General features: G+C 71.4%; 9 protein-coding genes. 4 read left to right on the top strand and 5 right to left on the bottom strand.

All coding sequences use genetic code 11. The features are described from left to right. Window positions 1-5: 5 nt before the first annotated feature. Window positions 6-443: a DUF4247 domain-containing protein gene (locus ACWEMY_RS20315; RefSeq protein ID WP_375927994.1), complete on the bottom strand. Its 438-nt coding sequence runs from the start codon at window positions 441-443 to the stop codon at window positions 6-8. 97 nt (window positions 444-540) lie between these two features. Further along, complete coding sequence (locus tag ACWEMY_RS20320) at window positions 541-1,464, bottom strand: LysR family transcriptional regulator (RefSeq protein WP_452391268.1); 924 nt, start codon at window positions 1,462-1,464, stop codon at window positions 541-543. A gap of 111 nt (window positions 1,465-1,575) precedes the next feature. On the opposite strand from ACWEMY_RS20320, the gene ACWEMY_RS20325 reads away from it, so the two are divergent. The 3 genes from ACWEMY_RS20325 to ACWEMY_RS20335 are packed head-to-tail and all read left to right on the top strand — an operon-like array spanning window position 1,576 to window position 4,204. Next, window positions 1,576-2,499 carry a zinc-binding dehydrogenase gene (locus ACWEMY_RS20325; protein ID WP_452391269.1) on the top strand — a complete coding sequence of 308 codons (924 nt, stop codon included), beginning with the start codon at window positions 1,576-1,578 and terminating at the stop codon, window positions 2,497-2,499. After that, window positions 2,496-3,464 (top strand): alpha/beta hydrolase family protein, encoded by a 969-nt coding sequence (locus ACWEMY_RS20330; RefSeq protein WP_452391270.1) that lies wholly within the window; start codon window positions 2,496-2,498, stop codon window positions 3,462-3,464. The genes ACWEMY_RS20325 and ACWEMY_RS20330 overlap by 4 nt, the downstream gene beginning before the upstream one ends. After that, window positions 3,461-4,204, top strand: coding sequence for an SDR family NAD(P)-dependent oxidoreductase (locus ACWEMY_RS20335; RefSeq protein WP_452391271.1), 744 nt, complete (start codon window positions 3,461-3,463; stop codon window positions 4,202-4,204). Before ACWEMY_RS20330 ends, ACWEMY_RS20335 begins: the two co-directional genes overlap by 4 nt. On the opposite strand, the gene ACWEMY_RS20340 is transcribed toward ACWEMY_RS20335, so the two are convergent. From ACWEMY_RS20340 to ACWEMY_RS20350, 3 genes are all read right to left on the bottom strand, one after another. After that, complete coding sequence (locus ACWEMY_RS20340) at window positions 4,192-4,782, bottom strand: class I SAM-dependent methyltransferase (RefSeq protein ID WP_452391272.1); 591 nt, start codon at window positions 4,780-4,782, stop codon at window positions 4,192-4,194. The two genes, ACWEMY_RS20335 and ACWEMY_RS20340, sit on opposite strands and share 13 nt — an antisense overlap. Window positions 4,783-4,852: 70 nt before the next feature. Further along, the gene (locus tag ACWEMY_RS20345; protein WP_452391273.1) at window positions 4,853-5,467 is read right to left on the bottom strand and encodes an HAD family hydrolase; all 615 of its coding nucleotides are present in this window, start codon (window positions 5,465-5,467) and stop codon (window positions 4,853-4,855) included. A 341-nt stretch (window positions 5,468-5,808) separates the two neighbouring features. Further along, window positions 5,809-6,963 (bottom strand): LLM class flavin-dependent oxidoreductase, encoded by a 1,155-nt coding sequence (locus tag ACWEMY_RS20350; protein ID WP_452391274.1) that lies wholly within the window; start codon window positions 6,961-6,963, stop codon window positions 5,809-5,811. 182 nt (window positions 6,964-7,145) lie between these two features. Between ACWEMY_RS20350 and ACWEMY_RS20355 the strand changes: the two genes are divergently transcribed. Then, the gene (locus ACWEMY_RS20355) at window positions 7,146-8,645 is read left to right on the top strand and encodes a flavin-containing monooxygenase (protein ID WP_452391275.1); all 1,500 of its coding nucleotides are present in this window, start codon (window positions 7,146-7,148) and stop codon (window positions 8,643-8,645) included. Window positions 8,646-8,788 lie beyond the last annotated feature (143 nt).

An 8,788-nucleotide genomic window follows, 5' to 3' on the forward strand; every position in this document is an offset into this window, starting at 1 on the left:
TCCTTCTACTTGCCGCCGGAATCGCTACCGCCGCCGCGGTAGTCGCCCGCGGCCGAACCGCTGGTCCAGCTGTAGCTGTTGACGTGCGAGTGGTGCCTGCGGATGCCGTTGGCGAGACTGTCGACCAGGATCAGCGAACCGCCCGCGTGCGGGGACACCGCGATCAGGTCGTGGGCGAAACGCAGGTAGTGGTGCTCGCCGGTATTGCGCTGGTCGCGCGGATCGGTGGCCTTCGCGATGGCGGCGGCCACGACCGCGGGCGCCCCGCCGGTGGTGAACGCGATCCCGTCGTTGGCCTGATCGAGCGTGCGCGCCCGCTGGTACTTCTCGGCCACGAACTCGCGCGGATCCTCGTCCCCGGTCACCACGACCACCACGATCACCGCCACGATGGCGACGACCACGGCGCAGATCCCCGCCACGATCCATCTGGTGCGATTCATCGTCACGCTGTGCGAAACCCTCCCCCGAACCCGAACTGCGCGGACTGTATCACCCGGCCCGGGAGCGTCGAAAACCGTTGCGCCGGTCGCGCACCGGTCAGCCGGCGGCGGGCAGCCAGTCGCGGGCCGGATCGTATTCCAGCCAGCGGCGTTCGCCCGCCGTGCGCACCAGGACGGCGAGCAGGGCGTCCACCTGCGGCGACGCGGGGCGGGACCGCCAGATCAGCGACCACGCGTACAGCGGTGTCGGATCGACCAGCGGGATCGCGCGGACACCGCGGACTTCCGGTGTCTCGACGTCGGCGGGGAGCAGGACGAAGCCGCGGGGGTCGGCGGCGAGCGCTGAGAGCATCGGGGCCAGGCCGAGATTCGGGGTGGTGCGGTGTTCGGCGATCCCGAAACGCTCGGCGAAGCGGGCCAGGAAATCGAGGCGGTCCAGGGCCGCGGGCGTGTGCAGGACGCTGTCGCGCAGCTGGTCGGGGCGCACTTCGGGCGCGGCGGCCAGCGGATGGTCCGCGCCGAGCAGGACATCGACCGGTTCGAGCCGGATCAGGCGATGGGTCAGGCCGGGCGGCAGCGGGGGATGGACCCGGCCGAATCCCGCGTCGATGTCACCGTGCGCGAGTGCCGCGGCGACGGCGGGCAGGTCACGACCGTGCCCGGGTTCCAGCGGCGGCGCGCCCGGGGCGGTCGCGAGACCGGCGAGGGTGCGCAGCGGTGCGTAGAGGTGGCCCCACACGTCCACGCGCACGGGACGCTGCTCGTCGAGCAGGGCGGCGACCGCCCGATCGTTGGCTTCGAGGGTGTCCTGTGCGCCGGGCAGGAAGCGGGCGCCGTCCTCGGTGAGCCGCACGCCCTGATGGTCGCGGTCCAGCAGCCGCACACCGAGGGTCGATTCCAGCCGCGCCACCCGTTTGGACAGCGCCTGCTGACTCAGCCCGAGCGCCGCCGCGGCATGGCCGAAATGCCGTTCCTCGGCGACGAACACGAACGCGCGCACCGTCGCGAGATCCAGATCCACAGTCGTCCACCCTAGCCGGACAGCCGTGCTGCCAGCGGCGACAACCGATCGTTGTCGGGTGCGTCGCCCGGTTGTTGGCCGGTGGACACGGTGCGCCGGTTGCCTGGGGTCATGCAGCGTTTGATTCCGACAGGCGACCCCCGGCGGCCGGTCGCGTTCACCGAGGCGGCCGAACCCGTGCCGCGACCCGACGAGGCGCTGGTGCGCGTGGCGGCCTTCGCCCCGAACCGGGGTGAGACGTTCCTGCTGGAGAATCCGCGCCCGGACCTGTTGCCGGGCAAGGATGTCGCGGGACTGGTCGTGCAGGCCGCGGCCGACGGCTCGGGTCCGTCGATGGGAACCCGGGTGGTCGGTCATCCGGCGCTGGGCGGCTGGGCCGACTACGTGGCGGTGCCGACCGACGCGCTCGCCGTGCTGCCCGACGCCCTCGACGTGGTGACGGCGGCCGCCCTGCCGCTGGCCGGGATCACGGCCCTGCGGTTGCTGCGCGCGGCGGGCCCGGTGCCGGGCGCGCGCCTCCTGCTGACCGGGGCCTCCGGCGGTGTGGGTCATTACGTCACCGAACTGGCCGCCGCGGCGGGCGCCGAGGTCACCGTCCTCACCGCGACACCCGAACGCGGCGAACGCCTGTCCGCGCTCGGCGCGACCCGGGTGGTGCACGAGATCGCGGCCGCGACAGGCCCGTTCGACATCGTGCTCGAGTCGATCGGTGGTGCAGCGACGGCCGCGAGTCTGGCGCTGCTGCGACCCGGCGGCACCCTGGTCTGGTTCGGGCAGGCGAGCCGCACCCCGGCGACCCTGAACTTCTTCGACTTCTTCGCCGGTCCGGAGAACGCGACGATCCGCCACTTCCACTACGCGGGCGGACCCTACGGCCGCGATCTGGCCACCCTCGTGCGGCTGGTCGCCGAGGGACGACTGCATCCCGAGATCGGTGAAGTCGCCGACTGGTCCGAGGCCGCGCGCGTGCTCGTGGACCTGCGGGAGCGCCGGATACGCGGCAAGGCCGTCCTGACCACGAGCGCGGGCCGATGAGCGCCGAACTGGTCGACGCCCTGTTCAGCCGGGCCACCGCGGCGGGCATCGATCCGCACGACTACCGGCGGATCTGCGCCGATATCGCCACCCCCGCCGAGTGGGCGCCCACCTGCGTCGCGGCCGCCGACCACCACCGGAACACCCCCGGCTCGGCGATCACGCGGGGCCACCACCTGCTCCTGGCGGCCCGCTGGTCGCACCTGGCCACACTGGTACCCGACGACGATCACGCGGTCGCCGCGGCCGCCGCGGACGTGGCTGCCGAACAGGGCTACTCCCTGCTGGACCCGTCCACTCGCCGGTGCACCGGCCCCGGCTTCACGGGAATCCTGCGCGGTCCCGCAGCCGCCGCCGGCACGGTGATCGTGGTGCCCGGCCTCGATTCGAGCAAGGACGAATTCCATCTCCTGGCAGACGCACTCGTGGCACGCGGCCTGCGCGTTCTCGCGATGGACGGTCCCGCCCAAGGCGTCAACGCCGCCACTTCGACGCTGGACCGGGACTATCCGGCCGTCGTCGCCGCGGCGATCGACACCCTGGGCGTCACCCGGGTCGGCATCGTCGGTCTCAGCCTCGGCGGCTTCTATGTCGCGGCGGCCGCGGAACGCGACCCACGCATCGTCGTGGCCGCCACCGTGAGCGGACCCTACCGGCTGGACTGGCCGCACCTGCCCGACCCGGTCCGCGACCTGATGACCCGCCGCGCCGGATCACGCGCCGCCGCCGCAGAATTCGCCGCCACCGTCGACCTCACCGACCTGGCACCGCGCGTGCGCTGCCCACTGCTGGTGGTCGACGGCGACGACGACGTGATCCCCGGCGTCACCGACGGCGCCGCCCTGGCACACGCCGCACCGCGAGGCCGCTACCTGCGCATTCCCGGCGGCGACCACCTCGTCGGCAACCACCGCTCGGCCTGGCTGCACACCCTCGCCGACCATCTCACCGAAGGACTCGCATGAACCGCTACACCGACCGCGTCGCCCTCGTCACCGGCGGCACCAGCGGTATGGGCCTGGCCACCGCGCGCAGACTGATCGCCGAAGGTGCCCAGGTGATCGTCACCGGCCGCACCGCGGACAGGGTGCGCGCCGCGGCCGCCGAACTGGGCCCGCGGGCCACCGGAATCGCCGCCGACACCGCTGATCTCGACGCCCTCGACACGCTGACCGACACCATCGCGGCCCGCTTCGGTCGCCTCGATCTGGTCTTCGCCAACGCCGGTGCCGGCACCTTCGCGCCGTTTCCCGAGATCACCGAGGAACTCTTCGACCACGCGGTCGCGGTGAACTTCAAAGGCGTCTTCTTCACCGTCCAGAAGACGGTGCCGCTGCTGGTCGCGGGCGGATCGGTGGTGCTCAACGCCTCGTGGACCCTGCACCGCGCCGACAGCGCGCTCACCCTCTACGCCGCCACCAAGGCCGCCGTGCACAACCTGGCCCGCACCCTGGCCACCGAACTCGGGCCGCGCGGAATCCGGGTGAACTCGATCAGCCCCGGCTACATCGACACCCCCATGTCCGCGGGCGCGATGACGGAGGACTTCGCGGCCATGGCGGCGGGCCGGGTGGTGACCGGCCGGTTCGGCACGGCCGAGGAGGTCGCCGCCCTGGTCGCCTTCCTCGGGTCGGCCGAGGCGTCCTATGTGACCGGGCAGGACATCATCGTCGACGGCGGCCTGGTGGCGGCCTATCCGGGCTGACCCGGGCTGCGCCAGACCAGCGTGTAGCGCCACAGCAGGCGGCGGCGGAGCTGGGCGCCGGGGAGGTGCGTGGCGGCGGCCGCGCGGATGGCGGACAGGGTGTCCTCGGGGTCCCGCATGGTGACCTCGGGGCCGCCCGCCGCGGCGCGGTGGCGGCGGTCGGTGATCCAGACCGCGGGCAGCAGGGGGAGATAGGCGATATCAGTGAGGGGGTGCATCTTCCAGAGGCCGACGACGGCGAGGACGCCGCCGGGGGCGACCAGGGCGCGCAGGGCGGCCATGCCCTCGGCCAGGGGGACGTGGTGCAGGGTGGCCACCGCGGTGACGACATCGAAAGTGTCGTCCACATCGCGGAAGTCGGCCTTCTCGTAGTGCACGTTCGCGGCGGGCGGGGCGGCGGCGATGGCCTGGCCGTCGAGGTCGACGCCGAGGACCGCGTCACAGCGGGTCGCCAGCTTGCGCGCGAGAAGGCCGTCACCACAGCCGATGTCGAGTGCCGTGCGGGCGTGGCCGGGTACCTGATCGAGGATCCAGGGATGGTAGTGGGTGTTGTGGTTCCAGTAGGGGTCCGTCGGCATGACCGGTCAACGGGCAACGCCCGCGCGGGGTTCCGGACCGGCCCGGAAAAGCGTTGTGCGCGCGGCGGGCTCAGCCGGCCGATGCCGCGTGCTCCGAGAGCCACCCGGCGAAATCGGTGAGGTCGTCGAGAACGATGTCGGCGCCCGCGGCGCGCAGCCCGTCGGCGTCGTACGGACCGGTCGTGACCCCGACCGCCAGCACCCCGGCGGCCTTGGCCCCCCGCATGTCGCCCGCGTGGTCGCCGACGAAGACCTGTGCGGACTGGGCGGTGAGGACATCGGCCTTGCCGGTGGACCACAGGTCACCGGCGAGATGGTCGACCTGCCAGCCGAGATGCTCGACATGCAGTCGCGCGTGCGGCTCGAACTTGCCGGTCACCACGAGCGCCCGGCCCCCGCGCGCCCGCACGGCGGCGAGCGCGTCGGCCGCGCCGGGCAGTGCGGGGATGCGGTCGATCACGCCGGGGTAGAGCTCGCGGTAGCGGGTGACCAGGTGCGGGATCAGGTCGTCGGGGGCGCCTGCGTCACCGAGCAGGGTCGCCAGCGGCGGGCCGAGGTGCTCGGCGAAGTGCGCGCCGATCATGGGCAGGTCGAACTCGGCGGCCAGGGTGTCGATCGCCACGGCCACCCCGGGACGCGAGTCGATGAGCGTCATGTCCAGATCGAAGCCGACGGTGAGGGTCACGGGCCGAGCCTAACCAGCGTCACCGCGATGCTTCCGTGCCGGTCCCGGGGCGGCCACTCGGCATCGATCGGACCGCGGATCGCCCGCGTCACTGATTCACGTGGAACCCCCGATGCACTGGCTGCCGAAAACCGATGGGGGAGAACCACTACGGCCAAGCCTCGCAGGCGAAGCGGGATCGTGCCAGGTCAGAGCGATTTCGATGGGCGCCGAAAACTGTTGCGCGCAACCACGGTCCGCCCGTTTGCGTCGAATGCAATCCGGCACCGTCTGCCGATTCGCCCGGCGCACACCGGAACAGGACGCCATCCCCTCGGGAACCACGTCCTGTTCCGGGCGGATCAACTGCTGGCGGCGGCGGTGAACGGCGCGATCGACGGCGGCGCGACCGGCCGTGACGGATGCCGCCACACCCCCTTGCGCTCCAGGATCGGCAGCACACCCTCCCCGAACCAGTACGCCTCCTCCAGGTGCGGGTACCCCGACAGCACGAAATGGTCGATGCCGATCGCGGCGTACTCGAGCAGCCGGTCGGCGACCTCGGCGTGCGAGCCGACCAGCGCCGTCCCCGCGCCGCCGCGCACCAGCCCGACCCCCGCCCACAGGTTCGGCGAGATCTCCAGGCTGTCGGTGCGGCCGTTGTGCAGCCGCGCCATCCGGCGCTGCCCCTCCGAATCGCTCTTGGCCAGGTTGGCCTGGACCCGCTCGATCTCCCCGGGCGCGATCCCGGACAGCAGCTTGTCGGCCTCGGCCCACGCCTCGGCGGCGGTGTCGCGGCTGATCACGTGGATGCGCAGCCCGAAGTCGACGGTGCGGCCCTCGATCGCGGCCAGCCCGCGGATCCAGTCCAGCTTCTTCGCCACCGCGTCGACGGGCTCGCCCCAGGTCAGGTACGTGTCGGCATAGCGGGCGGCGATCGGACCGGCCGGGCCGGAGGACCCACCGAAGAACACCGGCGGTACCGGGTCCGGACGGGCGCCCAGCACGGCGTCCTGGACCTGCAGGTATTCGCCGCTGAAGCTGAACGGCTCGGTCGACTCCCACAGCGAGCGCACGATGTGCAGGAACTCCCCGGTGCGCGCATACCGCTGGGTCTTGTCCAGGAAGTCGCCGTAGGCCTCCTGTTCGCGCTGCTCACCGCCGGTGACGACATTGAGCAGCAGCCGCCCGCCGGAATGGCGCTGGAAGGTCGCGGCCATCTGGGCGGCCAGCGTCGGGCTGACCAGGCCGGGACGCAGCGCGACCAGGAACTTCAGCGTCTCGCTGGTCTGGACCAGCATCGCGGTGGTCAGCCAGGCGTCCTCACACCAGGCGCCGGTGGGGGTCAGCACGCCGGCGAAGCCGTTGTCCTCGGCGGCGGCGGTGAGCTGGTTGAGATAGCGCAGGGTCGCGGGCCGGTCGCCGGACATGAAGCTGCCGTGTCCGCCCGCCATCAGCCCGCGCGAGTCGCCGTAGGTGGGCAGGAACCAGTGGAACGTCAGCTGCTGTTCGGTCATGCCACCGATGCTGACCGGCCCGGCCGGTCCCGTCACCGATTGCGCTCACGCTGCGCCGAAGTGCCGGTCCGGACCCGAACCGGCCACGGAACTAGACGTAACTATGCGAAACACGTAACCTCGAAGCAGGCTCGGGCGACGGTGCCCGGGCGGCGACGACCCTTACGAAACGAGTTTCCTCAATGACGCGGCATGTCGACGTACTGATCATCGGCGCTGGCCTGTCCGGAATCGGCACGGCCTGTCACCTCACCCGCGAGCAGACCGGACGCAGCTACGCGATCCTCGAGCGCCGCGCGAACATCGGTGGCACCTGGGACCTGTTCAAGTACCCCGGCATCCGCTCCGACTCGGACATGCTCACCTTCGGCTTCGGTTTCCGCCCCTGGATCGGCACCAAGGTGCTCGCCGACGGTGCCAGCATCCGTCAGTACGTCGAGGACACCGCCAAGGAATACGGCGTCACCGACCACATCAGCTTCGGCCGCAAGGTCGTCACCGCCGACTTCGACCGCAGTGCGGCCCAGTGGACCGTCACCGCCGTGATCGAGGAGACCGGCGAGACCGAGACCTGGACCGCCAACGTGCTCGTCGGCGCCAGCGGCTACTACAACTACGACGAGGGCTACCAGCCCACCTTCCCCGGTCAGGACGACTTCCAGGGCCAGATCGTGCACCCGCAGCACTGGCCCGAGGACCTGGACTACACCGGCAAGAAGGTCGTCGTCATCGGTTCCGGCGCCACCGCCATCACGCTGATCCCGTCGATGGCCGACAAGGCCGCCCACGTCACCATGCTGCAGCGCTCGCCCACCTGGATCCAGGCGCTGCCGTCGGACGACCCGGTCGCCATCGGCCTGAAGAAGTCGCGCGTGCCCGACGCGATCGCCTACAAGATCGGCCGCGCCCGCAATATCGCGCTGCAGCGCGCCAGCTTCCAGCTCTCGCGCACCAACCCGGAGCTGGCCAAGAAGCTCATGCTGGCCCAGGTGCGCCTGCAGGTCGGCAAGAACGTGGACCTGCGCCACTTCACGCCCTCCTACAACCCGTGGGACCAGCGCCTGTGCGTGGTGCCCAACGGTGACCTGTTCAAGGTGCTCAAGAGCGGCAAGGCCGACATCGTCACCGACCGCATCGCCACCTTCACCGAGAAGGGCATCCGGACCGAGTCGGGTCAGGAGCTCGAGGCCGACATCATCGTCACCGCGACCGGCCTGAACGTGCAGATGCTCGGCGGCATCACCATGAGCATCGACGAGCAGCCGGTGAAGTTCAACGAGACGGTCGCCTACAAGAGCGTGCTGTACTCCGACATCCCGAACTTCCTGATGATCATCGGCTACACCAACGCCTCCTGGACGCTCAAGGCCGACCTGGCCGCCGCGTACCTGTGCCGGGTGCTCAACATCATGCGCGACCGCGGCTACACCACCTTCGAGGTGCACGCCGACCCCGAGGACATCGCCGACGAGTCGCTCATGGGCGGCGCGCTGACCTCCGGCTACATCCAGCGCGGCAACGACGCCATGCCCCGCCAGGGCGCGCGCGGCGCGTGGAAGCTGGTCAACAACTACTACCGGGACCGCACGCTGATGCACAAGGCGCCTGTCGACGACGGCGTGCTGCAGTTCAGCAAGGTCGGCACCACCGTCGCACCCGGCGAGAAGGTCGCCAACGCCTGACCCGGGCAAACCCCCGACGGGGGGCCGGGCCCCCCCCGGGGGGGGGGGCCCGGGGGGGGGGGGGGGGGGGGTGTGTTTACGGGGGGGGCAATTTATCGTGTGCCCCACCATATCGGGGGGGGGTCACCCCCCCCGGGGAACGA

The sequence above is a fragment of the Nocardia sp. NPDC004415 genome (genome assembly GCF_053602435.1).

Coding starts and splice junctions, on each gene's coding strand:
- ACWEMY_RS20315 (WP_375927994.1), bottom strand. CDS start 443: ATGAATCGCACCAGATGGATCGTGGCGGGGATCTGCGCCGTGGTCGTC.
- ACWEMY_RS20325 (WP_452391269.1), top strand. CDS start 1,576: ATGCAGCGTTTGATTCCGACAGGCGACCCCCGGCGGCCGGTCGCGTTC.
- ACWEMY_RS20330 (WP_452391270.1), top strand. CDS start 2,496: ATGAGCGCCGAACTGGTCGACGCCCTGTTCAGCCGGGCCACCGCGGCG.
- ACWEMY_RS20335 (WP_452391271.1), top strand. CDS start 3,461: ATGAACCGCTACACCGACCGCGTCGCCCTCGTCACCGGCGGCACCAGC.
- ACWEMY_RS20340 (WP_452391272.1), bottom strand. CDS start 4,782: ATGCCGACGGACCCCTACTGGAACCACAACACCCACTACCATCCCTGG.
- ACWEMY_RS20350 (WP_452391274.1), bottom strand. CDS start 6,963: ATGACCGAACAGCAGCTGACGTTCCACTGGTTCCTGCCCACCTACGGC.
- ACWEMY_RS20355 (WP_452391275.1), top strand. CDS start 7,146: ATGACGCGGCATGTCGACGTACTGATCATCGGCGCTGGCCTGTCCGGA.